Annotated in this window: 13 protein-coding genes; 3 read left to right on the forward strand and 10 right to left on the reverse strand. The window is 71.5% G+C overall.

The genetic code is table 11. The features are described from left to right. Positions 1–93: 93 nt before the first annotated feature. The 3 genes from ACIBVQ_RS02050 (at position 94) to ACIBVQ_RS02060 (ending at position 3,598) form a co-directional block, all read left to right on the forward strand. Entirely contained in the window at positions 94–1,299 is a 1,206-nt protein-coding gene (locus ACIBVQ_RS02050; RefSeq protein ID WP_362775195.1) for an MFS transporter, read from the forward strand. Between the two features lie 105 nt (positions 1,300–1,404). Further along, entirely contained in the window at positions 1,405–2,967 is a 1,563-nt protein-coding gene (locus ACIBVQ_RS02055; RefSeq protein ID WP_362910579.1) for an MFS transporter, read from the forward strand. A gap of 16 nt (positions 2,968–2,983) precedes the next feature. Beyond that, complete coding sequence (locus ACIBVQ_RS02060) at positions 2,984–3,598, forward strand: TetR/AcrR family transcriptional regulator (protein ID WP_352008786.1); 615 nt, start codon at positions 2,984–2,986, stop codon at positions 3,596–3,598. A gap of 22 nt (positions 3,599–3,620) precedes the next feature. Here the strand turns inward: ACIBVQ_RS02060 and ACIBVQ_RS02065 are convergent, their stop codons facing one another. The 10 genes from ACIBVQ_RS02065 to ACIBVQ_RS02110 all read right to left on the reverse strand — a co-directional run bounded on the left by ACIBVQ_RS02065 (position 3,621) and on the right by ACIBVQ_RS02110 (position 16,190). Then, complete coding sequence (locus ACIBVQ_RS02065; protein ID WP_399175050.1) at positions 3,621–4,511, reverse strand: alpha/beta fold hydrolase; 891 nt, start codon at positions 4,509–4,511, stop codon at positions 3,621–3,623. Between the two features lie 161 nt (positions 4,512–4,672). Then, a complete protein-coding gene (locus ACIBVQ_RS02070) occupies positions 4,673–4,888 on the reverse strand; it encodes a DUF1918 domain-containing protein (RefSeq protein ID WP_352008788.1) in 216 nt (71 codons plus the stop codon). Between the two features lie 201 nt (positions 4,889–5,089). Further along, a complete protein-coding gene (locus ACIBVQ_RS02075; protein WP_352008789.1) occupies positions 5,090–6,874 on the reverse strand; it encodes an NAD+ synthase in 1,785 nt (594 codons plus the stop codon). 56 nt (positions 6,875–6,930) lie between these two features. Then, positions 6,931–7,830, reverse strand: coding sequence for a hypothetical protein (locus ACIBVQ_RS02080; RefSeq protein WP_352008790.1), 900 nt, complete (start codon positions 7,828–7,830; stop codon positions 6,931–6,933). Positions 7,831–7,896: 66 nt separating this feature from the next. Beyond that, the gene (locus tag ACIBVQ_RS02085) at positions 7,897–9,963 is read right to left on the reverse strand and encodes a histidine kinase (RefSeq protein ID WP_399175052.1); all 2,067 of its coding nucleotides are present in this window, start codon (positions 9,961–9,963) and stop codon (positions 7,897–7,899) included. 2 nt (positions 9,964–9,965) lie between these two features. Next, positions 9,966–11,378, reverse strand: a complete 1,413-nt coding sequence (locus ACIBVQ_RS02090; RefSeq protein ID WP_399175054.1) for a BTAD domain-containing putative transcriptional regulator — start codon at positions 11,376–11,378, stop codon at positions 9,966–9,968. A 135-nt stretch (positions 11,379–11,513) separates the two neighbouring features. Beyond that, on the reverse strand, positions 11,514–13,484 hold the full coding sequence (locus tag ACIBVQ_RS02095) for a sensor histidine kinase (RefSeq protein ID WP_399175056.1): 1,971 nt from the start codon (positions 13,482–13,484) through the stop codon (positions 11,514–11,516). A gap of 170 nt (positions 13,485–13,654) precedes the next feature. Then, positions 13,655–14,776 (reverse strand): terpene synthase family protein, encoded by a 1,122-nt coding sequence (locus ACIBVQ_RS02100; protein ID WP_399175058.1) that lies wholly within the window; start codon positions 14,774–14,776, stop codon positions 13,655–13,657. Then, complete coding sequence (locus ACIBVQ_RS02105; protein ID WP_352008795.1) at positions 14,776–15,288, reverse strand: hypothetical protein; 513 nt, start codon at positions 15,286–15,288, stop codon at positions 14,776–14,778. Before ACIBVQ_RS02105 ends, ACIBVQ_RS02100 begins: the two co-directional genes overlap by 1 nt. Positions 15,289–15,323: 35 nt before the next feature. Then, positions 15,324–16,190, reverse strand: coding sequence for a hypothetical protein (locus ACIBVQ_RS02110; RefSeq protein WP_399175060.1), 867 nt, complete (start codon positions 16,188–16,190; stop codon positions 15,324–15,326). Between the last annotated feature and the right edge of the window lie 198 nt (positions 16,191–16,388).

A 16,388-nucleotide genomic window follows, 5' to 3' on the forward strand; every position in this document is an offset into this window, starting at 1 on the left:
GACGTCTTGATAAACACCCCCGGCCCCGACCGTAATCCGGTGCGGAGCGTGTCAGTGCCATACGACACAATACGTGGGGAGGTAAGCAATCAAATGGCATTGGAGCCTTACCGTCGTCTGCTGTCCGTTCCCGGTGTGCGGTCGTTGTTGCTGGTGGGGATGGTCGCCCGGATTCCGGCGACCGCGACCGGGATCACCCTGACCCTGCACGTGGTCAACGGGCTGGGTCTCGGATTCGCCCAGGCGGGACTGGCCGCGATGGCGAGCGCCGTCGGCACGGCCGTCGGCTCGCCGCTCGCGGGGCGGTTCATCGACCGCAGGGGGCTGCGGCCCGTGATCCTGGTGACCTCGCTGGCGCAGCTGGCGTTCTGGGCGACGGCCTGGGCGCTGCCGTTCCCCGCGCTGCTGGCCGCGACGGTGCTGGCCGGGCTGCTCAGCCTGCCGCTGTTCAGCGTGATCAGGCAGTGCGTCGCGGCGATGGTCCCTCTCGAACAGCGCAGGCTCGGCTTCTCCCTCGACTCGATGATCATCGAACTGTCCTACATGACGGGCCCCGCGCTCGGCGTCCTCGGCGTCACCCTGATCGGCAGCACGTGGACGATGTGCGTGGTCGGTGTCGGGCTCGTCGGGGCGGGTGCGACGTTGTTCGCGCTGAACCCGCCCGTCCGCTCGGCGGAGGAGGCGCGGGAGATGGCTGAGGCCGGGGAGCGGGTGTCCAGGCGAGCCTGGCTGACCCCGGCGTTCGTCGGCCTGCTCGGCACCGTGTGCGCCGCGACCTTCGTGCTCACCACGACCGAGCTCTCGCTGGTCGCGGTCATGAAGCAGGCGGGCGACACCGCCTGGACGGGCCTGGCGATCGGCGTCTGGTGCGCTTACTCCCTGCTCGGTGGCTTCGTGTACGGTGGCCTGCCGCGAGGTTTCTCCCCGCTGCTGCTGATCGGCGCCATGGGCGCGCTCACCATTCCCGTCGGGCTGGTCGGCGACGACTGGCGCTGGCTGATGGTGGCGCTCGTCCCGGCCGGGGTGCTGTGTGCGCCGGGATTGTCGGCCACGGTCGATACCTTGAGCCGCTGGGTTCCCGCGGGGGCGCGCGGTGAGGCGATGGGCCTGCACGGTACGGCACTGCTGATCGGCGGCGCCGTGTCGGCGCCGATGGGCGGGGCGCTCATCGACTCCTGGGGGCCGGGCTGGGCCTTCGCCGTGGCGGGCCTCGTGGGGGTGGCGATGGTGCTGCTCGCCTTGCCGTTCTGGCGACGAACCGGTGTCCGGGTTGAGGAATCTGTGCCGGTTTCCACGTGAATCTGCCGGAAATATCCGGCAAATACGAAACGCAACGGTTGCGTATCGTATGATCTACCGATACGGTACTGTTTCGAAACTTTTGTGTATCGAAACGGGGCATCCATGGAACACCAAACCGGCCACCCGAGACGGTGGCAGATCCTGGGGGTGCTGGTCTTCAGCCTCCTGGCGGTCGTGCTGGACAACACGATCCTCAACGTCGCGCTGAAGACGATCGCCGACCCTCAGGAGGGTCTGGGGGCCACGCAGAGCCAGCTTGAGTGGGCGATCAACTCCTACACGCTCGTCTTCGCCGGTCTGCTGTTCACCTTCGGTGTGATCGGCGACCGTACCGGCCGTAAGCGCATGCTGTTCATCGGCATGGTGCTCTTCGGCCTGGCGTCGCTGGCCAGCGCCTACGCCCAGGACCCGACCCAGCTGATCGTCGCGCGCGCCTTCATGGGCGTCGGGGGCGCCGCGATCATGCCGGCCACCCTCGCGATCATCTCCAACGTCTTCCCCCCGCAGGAACGCGGCAAGGCGATCGGCGTCTGGGCGGGAGGCGTCGGCATCGCCGTGGCGATCGGCCCGATCACCGGCGGTCTGCTCATCGAGCACTTCTGGTGGGGTTCGGTCTTCCTGGTCAACCTGCCGATCGTGCTGGTCAGCATGGTGCTCATCGCCCTCGTCGTGCCCGAGTCGCGTGACCCCAAGCCCTCCAGGCTCGACCCGGTCGGCGTGCTGCTGTCCATCATCGGCCTCGTGGCGATCACCTACGGCATCATCAGGGGCGGTGAGCTGGCCACGGTCGCCAGCGCCGAGGTGCTGGTCCCGACGATCCTCGGTGTGGCCGTGCTCGCGGCTTTCGTCTGGTACGAGCGCCGCATCGACCACCCGGCCTTCGACGTCCGCTACTTCTCCAACGTCCGTTTCTCCACCGCGGTCGGCATGATCGGCATCGTGTTCTTCGCGATGATGGGCGCGATGTTCTTCCTGATCTTCTACCTGCAGATCGTCCTCGGCTTCACCCCGATGGAGTCGGGCGCGCTGATGATCCCGTTCGCCGCGGCGCAGATCATCTTCGCCCCGCTCAGCCAGCAGATGGTCAGGCGCTTCGGCAGCAAGGTGAGCGCGACCGTGAGCATGGTCGTGGTGGCCGCGGCCCTCGGTTCGTACGCGCTGATGGACCAGAACACCCCCGTCCTGCTGATCGAGATCGTCTTCTTCGTCCAGGGCGCGGCGATGGCCAACATCATGCCGCCCGCGACCACCACGATCATGGAGGCGCTGCCCAGGGAGAAGGCGGGCGTCGGCTCGGCCATGAGCAACACCATCCGCCAGGTCGCGGGCGCGCTCGGCGTCGCCCTGCTCGGCTCGCTGCTCTCGGCGACCTACCGCGACGAGATCGCCCCCAGCCTGACCGGTCTGCCCGCCGAGCTCCAGCACGTGGCGGGTGAGTCCCTGACGGCCACGATCGGCGCGGCCAAGGCCCTCGGCGAGCGCGGTGCCGCGCTGATAGAGCCCGCCAAGCACGCCTTCCTCGACGGCATGCACGTCACCTCGCTGGTCTCCGCCGCCATCGCGCTCCTCGGCGCTCTGGTGGTGCTCAGGTGGCTGCCGGGAAAGAACGCCCCGGTGACGGTCGCGGAACAGCACGATCTCGATAAGGAACCGGCCGGCGTGTAGGTAATGTGGACATACGATGACCACGACGGATGAGACTCAGGCGGCCCGTCCCGCGGGCCGCCCCCGCAGCGCCAGGGCAGAGAAGGCGATCATTGAGGCGACCCTCGATCTGATCAGCGAGAGCAGCGGCCTCGGTGAGCTGTCGATCGAGGCGATCGCCGCCCGCGCGGGCGTCGGCAAGACGACGATCTACCGCCGATGGTCCAACAAGGAAGATCTGCTCGTCGACGCCCTCGCCGCCCTCAAGGCGCCACTGCCCGCGCTGGCGGGCAGGTCGCTGCGCGAGGACCTGGTCGCCTGCGCCGAGGTCTTCCTGCAGGAGGCGCGCAACGCGCGGTCGCGGTGCGTGATGAACATCGCGATGAACGAGACCGAACGGCATCCCCGCCTCGTGCAGCGCATCCACCAGGCGACCATCGCGCCGCGCAGGGCCGTGCTGACCGCGCTGCTGCAGCGTGGCATCGCGACCGGCGAGCTGAGGGCCGACCTCGACGTGCCGGTCTCCATCGCCTCGCTGATCGGGACCGTGGTCTGGTACGTCAGGGGCTTCGGCCCCGATCAGGAGGATCTTCCCGAGGGGACCGCCGAGCGGGTCATCGACCATCTGCTCGTCGGCATGTCCCCTCGCTGATCCCCGCCTCACCGCTCAGGCCTCACCCGGCGGGCAGGGCGCCGATCCGTGCCCGCAGCCACGGGCGCACCAGGGGCAGGACCGTGGGAGGCTGCATGGCCCCCATGTGGTCGAGGCCGTCCAGGACCGTCACGTCCCAGCCGAGGGCCTCGATCTCGGCCCGCCGCCCGACGACCGCGCTCGCGATGCCCACACGCACCCCGCCCCAGCGCTCGCCGTACTCGATGTCGTCGGCCGATCCGACGAAACAGAGCCTGGGGCAGGTGATCCGGGCCTGGGCGGCCAGGTCGTCGAACCCCCGCAGTTCCTCGTACAGCGTGACGAACTGCCTGGTCTGGTCCGGCGACAACGTCACCTCGACCGACGACCAGTCGTCCTTCTCCGGCGGCCCGGAGGGCTTCTCGGCGGCCTCTCCGGTGGCTTTTTCCACGGCTTTTTTCGAGGCCCCGGCGAGCGCCATCTCGTGGGTCGCCGTGGTCACCCGCAGCATCTCCGCGTACGGCCCGCCGAGTGGCGGGAAACCACCCATGACCAGGGCGGACAGCCGGTCGGTCCTGAGCGCGAGCTGGAGTCCGCTCAACGCCAGCCAGGAGTAGCCGTAGTAGGCGAAGCGGTCGGCCCCTGCGGCGTCGGCGACGGCGAGCAGGTCGCGGGCGACGTTGGCGGGGGTCAGGGTGCCGGGCTTGGGGTTGGCCAGGACATGGTTCTCGTAGTCGAAGGCGACCACCGTGAAGGCGTCGCGCAGGCCCTCGATGAGGGAGCGGCCGAGTGCGGGGTCCGTGCCCCAGGCGCGCATCGCCTCGGCCTGGGGCCCCTCGGCAGGGAGGGGGTTGACGGGCAGCAGCAGGACGGGTCCCTCGCCGTGGATCTCCACCTCGATGGGACTCGCGTCGTGCAGGGTCACCGTGGGCATGGGCGTCTCTCCGGTTCTTGCAGCGGCGGCGGGAATTCCGTACGCCGTAAGGAGTTGATGGGCGCAAGAATAGCTTATGCCGTAAAGAGTTGCTGCCCGGGATGCGGAAACGAGTTCGCCGCCGCCCCGGGCCGGGACGACGGCGAACGACCCGCCTCACGTCACGAGGTGGTGAGCGGGGTCTCCTTCCGGTCCTCGGAGACCACGTGGGCGTCCGGGCCGGGGAACACCATGGTCTCGTGCTCGTCGTGCTCCCAGTGCACCATGTAGGGCGGGGAGCCGTCCTCGTGGACAAGCCCCACGACCACACCGATCCGCCGGGTCTCCCCGTGCCGGGTGCCCTCGACGACGAGCCTGTCACCTACCTTTGCCTTCATCTGATCTCCCCCTGTCTCCTGGATTCCGGCGGGCCGCCGAGCGCGGGCGGACGGGTGGAGGGGAGTCGACGGCGCCCGCTTGCCGCCCGCCGGACCACCGCGGCCGATCTCAGCCCTCTCCCCGGCCGCCGGTGACCCTCCCTGCGGTGATACCCACCCCGCAAAGCTCATGCACGGCCCCACCGGATTCGTTCAGGCAGGTCAGAGGGGAGTCTCGCGCCAGCGGTTGGTGATCGGCAGACGACGGTCGCGGCCGAAGTTCTTGGCCGTGATCTTGGGGCCCGGGGGATACTGGCGGCGCTTGTACTCGGCCAGGTCGACCAGGCGGATGATCCTGGCGACCAGAGCGGGGTCGTGACCGGCGGCGACCAGCTCGGCCGATCCCATGTCCTCCTCGACGTAGTCGTGCAGGAGGGGGTCGAGCACGTCGTACTCGGGCAGGGAGTCGGTGTCACGCTGGCCGGGGCGCAGCTCCGCGCTCGGCTCCTTCTCGATGGAGTTCTCCGGGATGGGCGGGCGCGCGAAGCCGTACAGGAACTCGCCCGACCTGCCCGCCTGGGCGTTCCGCCAGCGCGACAGCTCCCAGACCAGGGTCTTGAGCACGTCCTTGATGGGCGCGAAGCCACCGGCGGAGTCGCCGTAGAGGGTGGAGTATCCGACCGCGAGCTCGCTCTTGTTGCCGGTCGTCAGCACCAGGTGACCGTGCTGGTTGGACAGGCCCATCAGGATCATGCCGCGCACCCTGGCCTGGAGGTTCTCCGCGGCCAGCCCGGACAGCTCGATCTCCTTCTCGAAGGCGTCGACCACACCGGAGATCGGGACGACCCTGGAGTTGATGCCCTGCCGTTCGACCAGCTCCCTGGCGTCGCTCAGGGAGTGGTCCGAGGAGTAGCGGGAGGGCATCAGCACCGCGTGCACCCGCTCGGGGCCGATCGCGTCCGAGGCGATCGTCGCGGTCAGCGCCGAGTCGATCCCCCCGGACAGGCCGAGGATGACCGACTGGAAGCCGTTCTTGCGCACGTAGTCGCGCACCGCGAGAACCAGTGCCGAGTAGACCTCCGCGGTGTCCTCCATGGGCTCGGCGACCGAGGGCGCCAGAGGCTCGTACGGTTCGAGCGAGCGGGCGGACAGCTCGATCCGCTCGACCGTGATGACCGTCCCGTCGCCCGCCTCGGTCTCGAAGGTCCCCAGGCCGCCGAACCGCGCCTCGGGCAGGTCGAGATCGACGACCAGCAGCTCCTCGGCGAACTTCGCGCCCCGCGCGACCAGCTCACCCGAGGCCGAGACGACCAGCGAGTCACCGTCGAAGACCAGCTCGTCCTGGCCGCCGACCTGGTTGACGTAGAGGAGGGCGCAGCCCGCCTCCCTGGCCCGCCGCGCGACGAGCTCAAGCCGCACGTCGTCCTTCTCCCGCTCGTACGGCGAGGCGTTCGGCGTGATCAGCAGCCCGGCGCCCGCCTCGGCGACCACGGCGACCGGCCCGCCCTCCTGCCACAGGTCCTCACAGACGGCGATGGCCACGTCCACCCCGTGCAGCCGGAAGATCGGCAGCCGGTCACCGCGCACGAAGTAGCGGTACTCGTCGAAGACCCCGTAGTTGGGCAGGTGGTGCTTGGCGGTCCTGACCACGACCCGGCCCCGGTGGATGAGGGCCGCGGCGTCCAGCGGGGCCCCCTTCGGCAGGCCGAGCCTCGGGGAGAGGTTCGCCCGGTCCACGTAGCCGACCACGACCGGCATCTCGCCGAGCCCCTCCTCGGCCAGCCGCGTCGCGAGGGCCTCGACGGCGGCGAGCGAGGCGTCGACGAAGGACGCCCGCAGCACCAGGTCCTCGACCGGGTATCCGACCAGGGACATCTCGGTGAAGACCGTCAGATGCGCGCCACGCTCGGTGGCGCGCCTGGTCCACTCGACGATCCTGTCGGCGTTGGCCGCCAGGTCGCCGACCTCGGGGTTGGTCTGGGCAAGGGCGATGCGCAGTTGAGCCACGTGTCCCACCCTATTGGGGCCTCGCCCTCCGGCGCGGCGGGGGCCGTACGGGTGGGTCAGCCGATGACGCTGAGCAGGCCGAGGTTCTTGGCCTGCGGGATCTCGCCCACGCGCTGGCTCACCTTGTAGGTGTCGGGGTCGAGCACGACCCAGGTGTTGGCGCTCTTGCCCTTGACCCGGACCACGAGGGTGCCGTCGGTCAGGAACCTGGCGCCGATCAGCGTGCCCCGCACCGGGATGGGGATCTTCCTGCCGGTCCTGGTGTCGTAGAGCGACGGGGTGTAGGACAGCGGCCAGGAGCCGTCCCCGCCGGGGGCGTTCTTGCCGATCGTGTTCACCACGACCCGGTCGCCGTTGGGGGACAGACCGTCGACGTGGTTGGCGAGCCGGATCCCGGGGACCCTGGTCGAGACGTGCGAGACGGTGTTCAGCAGGTAGACGCCGTCGGTGTTCCCGGCGTATCCGGCGAGCGTCCTGCCGTCGGCCGACCAGGCCAGGTGGCACACACCCGCGGTCTTGCCCGCGATCACCGGCCTGCCGCCGCCGGCGCCGACCAGCGCGACGGTCGCCTTGTCCGAACCGCCCCTGGTCACGTAGGCGATCCGCTTGCCGTCCGCGCTCCAGGCGGGGGTCAGGCACGGCCCCACGTAGGCGGCGTTCGTGGCGACCACCTTGTCGCCGGCCGCGCTCTTGACGTGCAGGCGCCCCTTGCCGTCGATCCAGGCGACCTTCCCGCCGCCGGGCGCCGCGGCGAACTGCCCGGCGAAGGAGGAGCCGCCGACGGCCAGCTTACTCAGGCCCCCCTGCTGGGTGACCACCTCGACCCCCGCGCCCTTGTAGCCGAAGAAGACGGCCCCCGGAGTGGTGGCGGCCCGGGCGGGGGCGGGGACGGCGGCGACGGACACGACGGTGGACGCGGCGAGTACGGCGCCGACGGCCAGGGCCAGGTGCTTCACGCGAAACTCCTCGGATAATTTCAGCAACGCCATGTCAGACACGCGGGAGCACCGGAAAGTTCACACTCAGGCGGCGGAGATCGGCAGCACGGCCTCGACGACCGTACCGCCTCCCGGCGCGGCGCCGATCACGCACGTCCCGCCCAGCTCCGCGGCGCGCTCACGCATCGACAGCAGGCCGACGCCCGCACGGCGCCCCTCGGGCAGCCCGCCTCCGTCGTCCTGGACGCGGACGACCAGCGACTCGCCCCGGCGCAGCGAGACCACGGCGGAGCTGGCGCCCGCGTGCTTGCGGACGTTGGTGAGCCCCTCCTGCGCGATCCGGTAGGCGGCGACCTCGGTGGCCGCGGGCAGGTCGGACAGGTCGCCCTCGGTCTCCACGGCCACCTCGGGCCCGCCGTCGGCGGCCAGCGCCCGTACGGCCCCGGCCAGGCCGAGCTCGTCGAGGGTCGGCGGGCGCAGGCCGTAGACCAGCTCCCTGATCTCCTGACCGACCGTGTCCATGCCCTCGCGCAACTCGGCCAGAAGCCGGTCGGCCGAGGCCGGGGCGGAGCGCAGGCTGATCCTGGCCATGTTGATCGACATCGCCATGTCGGTCAGCGCGTGGCCGAGCCCGTCGTGCAGGTCCCGCCGCAGGCGCCTGCGCTCCTCCTCACGGGCGGTGAGGATGCGCTCGCGGGAGCGCCGCAGGTCGGCGGTCATCGTCACGGCGTGCACCACGTCCGCCACGTACGGCGTGACCACGGCGATCAGCCGGTCGTTGTGGGCCGCGGCGAACCTGCGGGGGCCGGGCGCGCCCAGCAGCAGCCGTCCGACGGGCTCGCCGTGCCAGACCAGCGGTACCACGCGGGGGGCGGGTCCCAGCAGGCCGATCTCGACCCTCCTGCTTCCCGGGGCCCGCGCCTCGACCGCCACACCGGTGACGCTCAGGCCGTCCTTGACGGCCGCGGCCACGGCGGCCAGCGCGTTGGCGGGCTCGGCCTGGCCGACCTCCCTGGTCAGCCGGGCGGCCAGGGCCGCCGGATCTCCGTGCGTGCCGTACATGAGACGGTCGGCCCAGCGCCTGAGCATCCCGCGCAGCGGGTGGAAGAACACCCCGGCGAGCAGGGCGGCGGCTAGGCCGCCGATCCGGTCGTAGCCGGACAGGGCGAACCCGGCGATGGCCCCGGCCCCGAAGTAGACCACGCTGACCGCGGCGATCAGCCCGGCGGCCACGAAGGCACGGCTGATCACGGTGTCGATGCCGTACAGGCGGTGGCGCAGCACGGAGAAGGTGATGGCGATCGGGATCAGCCCGGTCCACACGGTGGCCGTCAGGACCCAGTCCTTCCCGGCGAGCATGCAGACGATGTAGACGGCGAACGCGCCCAGCGGCCAGGCGATCTGGCGGCGCATCACCGGGTCGGCCCGGCGCAGGCGCAGTACCAGGGAGAGCATCGCCAGCACCGCCATGCCCATGATCATCCCCAGCATGACGTTCTGCAGCGCCGCGTTGTACGGCCTCAGCGCCTCGATCGCCAGCGGGTTGGGCAGCCGGGCGGGCAGCGGGTAGCCGTCCAGGGGCGGTGTGGGCCGTACGACCAGGCGGAACGCCTCGACGGCCATCACCACGCCCGTCAGGACCACGACAGGACGCCAGCGACGGGAGGGCAGCCTGCCGTCGGGGGAGTAGAGCGGCAGCAGGACCGCCAGCGTCAGCCCGCCGACGGCCCAGCCGATCCCGGCGGCGTAGCGGTATGTCCCGGCCGCCATCAGGTCGCCCTGGGCCCCCGAGCGCAGCATCAGGGCGGTGCCCAGGACGTTGACGGCGCAGGCGATCCCGCCTACGCACATCAGCCACGCCGCGGGCGGGCGGGACCGGTGGGCCAGCAGGAAGGCGCCGACCAGCGGGAAGGTCAGGGCACACGACAGGTCGGGGGAGACGAGCAGCCCGACGCCCCACTCGGACGGCAGGTCCCAGGTGACCACCAGCGCGGCCACCGTCAGTGCGGAGGCGGCGGCCGAGAGTGCGATGACCACCAGGCGCGGCCGGGAGATCGCCCGCCGCCCCCGCGCCGCCCGCCCGGGCACGTCCACGGCGGGGGCCGCTCCGGGGACGTCGGGGGGGCGGCCGGGAGGTGTCTCGACCGGCATCGTCACCTGCCCACGTCACCCGGGTTGACCAGGCCCGACTCGTATGCGGCGACGACGAGCTGGGCGCGGTCGAACAGTCCCAGGTGGTCGAGGAGCCTGGCCACCGACTGGGCGACCGACCGTTCCTGGACGGCCAGGGTCGCCGCGATCTGCCGGTTGGTGAGCCCCCTGGCGATCAGTTTCATCAGGTCGAGGTCGGCGTCGCCGAGACCGGCGAGGCCGGGGGGAGCCGAGGGGTTGGCCCGCCCGGCGAAGCCCGCGATCAGGCGGGTCGTGACGGCGGGGTCGATCAGCGCGTCACCGGCCTGCGCGGCACGCATCGCGCTGATGAGCTGCTCCGGCGCGGAGGTCTTGAGCACGAACCCGCTCACCCCGGCCCGCAGCGCCGCGTAGAGGTTGTCGTCCGTGCCGAACGTGGTCATCATGATCACCTTCGGCGGGGCCTCGTCGGACAGGATGCGCCGCGCGGCGGTCAGGCCGTCGAGACGGGGCATCTGGATGTCCATCAGCACCAGGTCCGGGTGGGTCTCACGGACGACCGTGATGGCCTGTTCGCCGTTCTCCGCCTCACCGACGAGGTGGAAACCGGGCTCGCTGTCGAGCACGACGCGCAGACCCGTGCGGACCAGGGCCTGGTCGTCGGCCACGACCACGCGCAGCGTGGGGGCGGCGGGCCGTACGGTGACGGTCTCCCTGACGGACGGCGCGTCCCCGTGCGGGTCCAGGTGGGCGGCCTGCGAGAGCATGTCCGATTCGAGCCGTTGCAAGGTCGCGCCGAGATCGAGGCCGAGCTCCTCGCGGAGCGTCGTCCTGGCGCGCCGGAGCGCTCCCAGGGCGTCGCCCTGCCTGCCGCCCCGGTAGAGCGCGAGCGCCAGCAGCCGCCAGGCCTCCTCCCGCAGCGGGTGCGCCGAGACGTGCGCCTCCAGGTCGGCGACCAGCGCGCCGGAGCGGCCGAGCGCCAGCCCCGCGTCCGCGCGGCGTTCGAACGCGATCAGCCGCAGTTCCTCAAGGCGGCCCGCCTCGGTCATCGCCCAGGGCAGGTCGGAGAACTCGGCCAGCGCCGGTCCCCGCCACAGCGACAGAGCCTCTCCCAGCCGTTTCCACACCGTCGCGGGGTCGCCCTCGGTCTTGACGGCGTCCTCGAACATCCAGGCGTCCACCTGCTGGGCGTCGGCGCGCAGCGCGTACCCCGGCGGCGCCGAGACCAGCACCTCCGCCTCCTCCCTGGGGGCGCGGCCCGGTTCGAGGGCGCGCCGCAGCCGCGAGACGTATCCCTGTACGGTTGACAGGGCCTGCGTGGGGGGTTCGCCCGGCCAGAGCTCGTCGATGAGCATGCTTACGGGCACGGCGCGACCGCCCGCGACGAGGAGGCGGGCCAGCACGGCCATCTGGCGTTGGCCGCCTAGATCGATCACCGTGTCGCCGTGGCGAGCCTGGAACGGTCCGAGAGCACGAAATATCAGCATCGCAGGGTAAGCGTAGGGCTAGCAGGGCTAACGTCATACGGTAATACCCACCATCGTTCGCATCCTGTGAGAAATCACCAAAGATCAGGTCTCCGCGTTCGCGCTCAACGGGAGCACCGCCTCGACCACCGTCCCGCCCTCCGGCGGTGAGGTGATCACGCAGGTGCCGCCGAGTTCGGCGGCCCTCTCCCGCATCGACGAGAGCCCGACCCCGGAGCGCCTGCTCGCGGGCAGGCCGATGCCGTCGTCGCTCACCCTGACGTTCAGGTGCTCTTGCCCGTCCCGGTCCGGTGCGACCCGTTCGAGGACGACCCGCACCACCTGGGCCCCGGCGTGCCTGGTGACGTTGGTGAGCGCCTCCTGGACGATCCGGTAGGCGGCGACCTCGACCGCGGCGGGCAGCCCGGCCGGTTCCCCGCTCACCTCGACTCCGGGGCCCGCCATCTGCCTGACGGCCCCGGCGAGCCCGAGGTCGTCCAGGGCGGGCGGGCGCAGGCCGTAGACCAGGTGCCTGATGTCGCTGGTCACCGCGTCCATGCCGGAGCGAAGGTCGCTGAGCACGCGTTCGGCGGTCTCGGGGAAGGTGCGCAGTGAATGCCTGGCCATGGTGATGGACATGGCCATCCCGCTGAGCGACTGGCCGAGCCCGTCGTGCAGGTCCCGCCGCAGGCGGCGGCGCTCCTCCTCCCGGGTGGCGACGATCCGCTCGCGGGAGCGCCGCAGCGCGCCGACCAGCCTGACCGCGTGGGCGGCGTCGGCCACGTACGGCGTGAGCGCGGCGATCACCCGTCCGTTGTGCGCGGCGGGCAGCCGCCTGGCCCCGGGCGGTCCGATCAGCAGGTCGCCGACGTGCCCGCCGTGCCAGACCAGCTCGACGTCGCGCACCACCTCCCGCAGTTCGCCGACCGTCACCTCCGCGGGCCCGCCGCCCGGGAAGCGCACCGCGACCCCGGTCACCGCCAGGCCCTCCCGGAGCACCTCCAGCGCGGCGACCAGCCCGCCGGCGGGATCGACACGCTGCAGGCGCCGCCGTAGCCCCTCGGCCAGCGCCACCGGGTCGCCCCTGCTGCCGTAGAGCAGGTTGTCCGCGCCGCGTTGCAGCAGACGGCGCAGCGGATGGAAGAACGCCCCGGCGCAGAGCGCGGCGAGCAGTCCGCCGACCGGGTAGACGTCGGACAGGAACAGGCTGGAGGCCGCGCCCGCCGCCATGTAGACGCCGCCGATCACACCGACCAGTCCCGCGCCGACCAGCGTCCGGGTGACCAGTGTGTCGATGCCGTAGAGCCGGTGGCGCAGCACGGAGAAGGTGATCGCGGCGGGGATGAGCAGGACCGTGAACGAGGTCAGCCACCACAGGGGGTTGCCGACCACCCAGGGGATGATCACGGTGGCCATCGCCAGCAGCGGCCACAGGATCTGCCTGCGCTCCTCCAGCCCCGCCCGCCGGAACCGTACGGCCAGCGAGACGAAGGCCAGGACCATCGCCACGTTGCCGAGGTACTCCATCAGCAGATGGGCCTGCCAGGGGAAGGTGGAACGGTCCCGTGTCTGAGGGATCAGGAACTCGGCGCGCAGCGTGTCGACGGTCAGCACGACGACGGTGAACCAGATCAGCGGCCGCCAGCGGCGGGAGGGCAGACGCCCGTCCGGGTACAGCAGCGGCAGCAGCACACCCAGCTGCAGGATCGTGAGCTTCCCGCTCACACCGGCGACCGTCCAGATCTGCTCGGGAAGGCCGAGGTGCCCGACAGCGTTCAGCAGCGCGAGGTTCGTCGTCAGGCTGTTCAGCGCCGAGCACAGCCCGCCCAGGCACAGCAGCCAGCCGATCATCAGCCGGGGCCGCTGGAACACCAGCAGCGCCCCGAAGATCGGGAAGGCACTGCCTGTGACGTCCTCGGGCGCGAACGGCAGTGGCGTGTAGGAGGGCTGCGGCAGTTGCGCCGTCACCCAGATGTTGCCCCATTCCATGGCCACGGAGACGGCGGCGATCAGTACCGCCGAGATCCGCGCCCTGACGGGCGTCACCGTCGGGAAAACCCGGCTCAGCCCGCGCATCGCCTCGGCCCTTCCATGTCGTGCTCAAAAGGACCTTAACCGGCACGAACCACAAAAGAATCAACCAATGATCAACGTGAGAACCTCACCTTCACGCCCCGGCGCGCCGGGTGAGGGGAAGGCCGCCTTTCGCCACGCGGGTGCGGACGCGGGCGAGGGCGGCGCGAACCTCACGCCGTGACGTCGTATCTCTCTGACTCAAGGAGCCATTCGAGCTGGGCCCTGGGCGCGATGAGGAAGGCGCAGGCGACCTTGCTGGCGTTCCTCGCCTCGACGGGTGTGAGCCCGAACTCGTCGAACAGTCCGGGCAGCCGGCGCGCGGCGGCCCGCAGGTCCTCGGAGCGCTCGGCGATCCGGTCGTTCACCCAGGCCACGGCCTCGGCGTCGGACAGGCCGAAGGCGTGCGCGGCGACCATCACGTAGTTGTGCACGTCACCGTTGGCCCGCTCCTTGTGGTGCGAGGCGACGTCGTTGCACCAGGCGGTGACGTCGTTGCAGGCGTCGACCAGCGTCCGCCAGGTCCGGCACTCCCGCAGCTCGGCCGGGACCTCGACCCCCAGGCACGGTTCGACCAGGTCGAACAGGTAGGGGCCGACCGTTCCCCTGCGCAGCACGGGGTACTCCGTGATCGAGGGCACCCGCCCCGCGCACCGGTTCTCCGCCTCGGTACGGCACGCCACTCCCTGGGCCGCCAGCCCGTGGGCGAAACGTTCCCGCCAGCGGCGGCTCATCCTGGGGGCGGTCGCTCCCCACAGGTCGCGGAAGGCCGCCTCGACCGGGGAGACCCCCTCCGGCCTCGGCGTCCTGACCGGGAGCGGGGACGGGATCCGCGTCATGACCGGTGCCGAAGGCCTCGGCCGTGCGGCGGTGAGCGACGCCGTCATGGCCGTTCTGGCCGCCTGCGTCTCACCGTGAACGGCCTCCGCGGTGTGGCGGACCAGACGGGAGAAGGTGGCCTCCACGATCCCGGCCGCCCGCCCGGCGGGTTTCTCGTCCCACTCGTCGTCGAAGTGGAACAGCCAGGTCAGCCATTTGGCGAACAGGAGTGTCGAATCGGTGCCGAACCCGGCGAAGGCGCGGCCCGCCATCCGGTCGAAGCGCGCGAGCACGGGAGTCTCAAGCCCGATCTCGCGGGTCCAGTCCGCCAGTGAGGCCGTGATCCGGTCGATCGAGGCGTGCATGCGGCACGGGGCGGCCATGACCGGAACCCGGTCGACGAGGGGCAGCAGCAGAGCCGCGGCGACCGAGGAGGCCCGTCCACCGGTCCTGGTCGCCGTGTCGATGACGGACACTACAGTGAACCGCCGGGCCGGGAGGGGAGCGTGTAGTAGGCCCTGGTCGCCTCGACCAGCTCGCCGACCGAGACCCCGCGCTCGTGCTCCAGCCGCTCGAAGGCGGTTTCCGCCTCACCGCACGGGGCGCCGAACGCGCTCAGCAGAAGCCGGAGCTCGGCTGCCTCGACGACACCGTCGCCGTCGGTGTCGCACATCTCCGCGACCGCCTCCGCGGCGGGGCGGAGCACCGCGTCGAACCGCGCGTCCTCGGAGAGGACCGAGGACATGCCGGTTCTGAACTCCTCCGGGGAGATGGCGCCGTCGCCGACCTCACCGGAGAGGGCTCGCCAGACCGACTCGAACCCGTCGACCAGTTTGCTGCCTGCGGCCGAGGTCGGCGACTCGCCGAAACCGACCAGGATCAGGGCACCCAGGCCGAGTAGGTCGTCACGCTCGACCCGCCCGTTGCCATCGGCGTCCAGTTGCCCGAAGGCATGATCCAACCTGCTCTTGAGAAGCTCTGTGCTCATCCTACACCTCCACGTTACTTGTGGGACACAGGCGGTTACTCTAGGTGACGATAGCGACGGGATTCCAGAAGTCCCTCCAGGTAAGCCCTTGGAATCGTCAAGAAGGCACAGGCCACCTGGATCACCTCACGGGAGGCGTCCAGGCCGAGGCCGTGGCGTCCGACGAGCGGGGGCAGGACGCGGGCGGCGGCCCACAACTCCTCCATGCGCTCGACCACGCGGTCGACCGCCCGGGCCTGGGCGCCCTGCGGGAAGGCCTCAGCCCGTGCGGCGGGAACCGGAGGAACGGGCGGGGAGGACGGGGCGGCCACGACCGGCAGGCGGCCAGTCAGCAGGGCGTCACACCAGGTCACCACGTCACCGCCCGCCTCGGTCGCCGCGCGCCATCGGCGGCTCTCCTGGAGCGTGGCGGGCACCTCGACCCCGAGACACGGTTCGGCCAGGTCCAGCAGCTGCCGCCCGAACCCCGCCCCGGCCGGTACGGCGAGCCCCGAGACGAACCGCTCGCGCCACCTCCGGCTCATCCCGGGAGCGCAGGCCCCCCACAGGTCGGCGAAGGCCCGTTCGACCGGAGCGTGCCCCGGCTCGCCGCCCCCGGCGACCGCGAGCACCCCGGGAAGAGCCGCGGGTTGGCGGCGCAGCCGGGTCAGCAGGGTCAGCCAGCGGGCGAACAGCGTGGCCGTGCCGGTGTCGTGCCGGGCGAACGCCCGCCCGGCCAGCCGGTGGACCTCCTCCGCGGGGTCGGCGTCCAGGCCGGTCCTGCGCGCCCAGTCGATGACCGCCGCCTCGATCCGGTGCGCGGACGGGTGCATGGGGCAGGGCGCGGACAGCGCCGCCAGCCGTTCTCTGAGCGGGACTCCGGGCGGGACCGCCCCCCGTGGCGCGTTGAGCCGGGTACGCATCGTTCTCCCCCAGAAGGACGTCGGCGGGACGTGGTGTGCGAGGGCAGGGCCGCCGGAGGGCGGAGCCGGGAGACCGTCACGGCCCGGGGTGTCCCACCTCGCCGTGGCGCGGCCGCCGCGGGCCATCGGGACGGCCGTTCGGATGATCGGCCGTACGGTGCCCCCGATCCCGGCCCGCCGGTGCGCGCGGGCCGGTGG

It is taken from the genome of Streptosporangium sp. NPDC049376, from assembly GCF_044466505.1.
Lineage (GTDB): Bacteria > Actinomycetota > Actinomycetes > Streptosporangiales > Streptosporangiaceae > Streptosporangium.

Excerpts from the sequence above, each read along its gene's own strand:
- ACIBVQ_RS02060 (WP_352008786.1), top strand. The coding sequence starts at position 2,984 with ATGACCACGACGGATGAGACTCAGGCGGCCCGTCCCGCGGGCCGCCCC.
- ACIBVQ_RS02050 (WP_362775195.1), top strand. The coding sequence starts at position 94 with ATGGCATTGGAGCCTTACCGTCGTCTGCTGTCCGTTCCCGGTGTGCGG.
- ACIBVQ_RS02065 (WP_399175050.1), bottom strand. The coding sequence starts at position 4,511 with ATGCCCACGGTGACCCTGCACGACGCGAGTCCCATCGAGGTGGAGATC.
- ACIBVQ_RS02095 (WP_399175056.1), bottom strand. The coding sequence starts at position 13,484 with ATGCGCGGGCTGAGCCGGGTTTTCCCGACGGTGACGCCCGTCAGGGCG.
- ACIBVQ_RS02085 (WP_399175052.1), bottom strand. The coding sequence starts at position 9,963 with ATGCCGGTCGAGACACCTCCCGGCCGCCCCCCCGACGTCCCCGGAGCG.
- ACIBVQ_RS02105 (WP_352008795.1), bottom strand. The coding sequence starts at position 15,288 with ATGAGCACAGAGCTTCTCAAGAGCAGGTTGGATCATGCCTTCGGGCAA.
- ACIBVQ_RS02110 (WP_399175060.1), bottom strand. The coding sequence starts at position 16,190 with ATGCGTACCCGGCTCAACGCGCCACGGGGGGCGGTCCCGCCCGGAGTC.
- ACIBVQ_RS02070 (WP_352008788.1), bottom strand. The coding sequence starts at position 4,888 with ATGAAGGCAAAGGTAGGTGACAGGCTCGTCGTCGAGGGCACCCGGCAC.
- ACIBVQ_RS02055 (WP_362910579.1), top strand. The coding sequence starts at position 1,405 with ATGGAACACCAAACCGGCCACCCGAGACGGTGGCAGATCCTGGGGGTG.